The 216-nt window shown below is 56.0% G+C and carries 1 rRNA gene; it reads right to left on the minus strand.

What is annotated here, in order from left to right:
• Positions 1–216, minus strand: a 23S ribosomal RNA gene (locus K0040_RS20570); the annotation flags it as partial.

Raw genomic sequence — 216 nt, forward strand, 5'->3', positions numbered from 1 at the left:
CCCAACCCTTGGGACCTACTACAGCCCCAGGATGTGATGAGCCGACATCGAGGTGCCAAACCTCCCCGTCGATGTGGACTCTTGGGGGAGATCAGCCTGTTATCCCCAGGGTAGCTTTTATCCGTTGGGCGATGGCCCTTCCATGCGGTACCACCGGATCACTAAGTCCGACTTTCGTCCTTGCTCGACCTGTATGTCTTGCAATCAAGCTCTCTT

Source organism: Terrisporobacter petrolearius (genome assembly GCF_020748185.1).
GTDB classification, from domain to species: domain Bacteria; phylum Bacillota; class Clostridia; order Peptostreptococcales; family Peptostreptococcaceae; genus Terrisporobacter; species Terrisporobacter petrolearius.